At 45.8% G+C, this 369-nt stretch carries 1 protein-coding gene; it reads right to left on the bottom strand.

Annotated elements, in window-relative coordinates; all coding sequences use genetic code 11:
* Positions 1 to 369 (bottom strand): S-adenosylmethionine synthetase N-terminal domain-containing protein (locus B4F08_RS13915; protein WP_291374854.1); only part of this gene is annotated, 369 nt, incomplete at both ends.

Raw genomic sequence — 369 nt, 5'->3', positions numbered from 1 at the left:
ACTTGGCTTTTTGCATCTGGACGTAACCATGGTAAAGCACCACTGCGACGTAGTTCAGCTTGCTTTTCCATTAAACGGTGTGCGTATGAAATTGGAGCAGGCATAAGCACGTCAGTTTCACGGCTTGCATAACCAAACATTAAACCTTGGTCACCTGCGCCTTGATCTTCAGGCTTTTGGCGGTCTACACCTTGAGCAATCTCTGGTGACTGTTTACCAATCATGTTGATCACAGCACAGGTTGAACCATCAAAACCTAGGTCAGAATGGTGATAGCCAATGCCATTTACGGTTTGGCGTACTACTGCTTCAAAGTCAACATTTGCAGTTGTTGTGATTTCACCGGCAAGTACTACCGCACCCGTTTTT

Source organism: Acinetobacter sp. UBA6720 (genome assembly GCF_002454215.1).
GTDB lineage: Bacteria > Pseudomonadota > Gammaproteobacteria > Pseudomonadales > Moraxellaceae > Acinetobacter.
The sequence above is the reverse complement of the archived record's forward strand: the minus strand, read 5'-3'. Positions and strand labels throughout refer to the sequence as shown.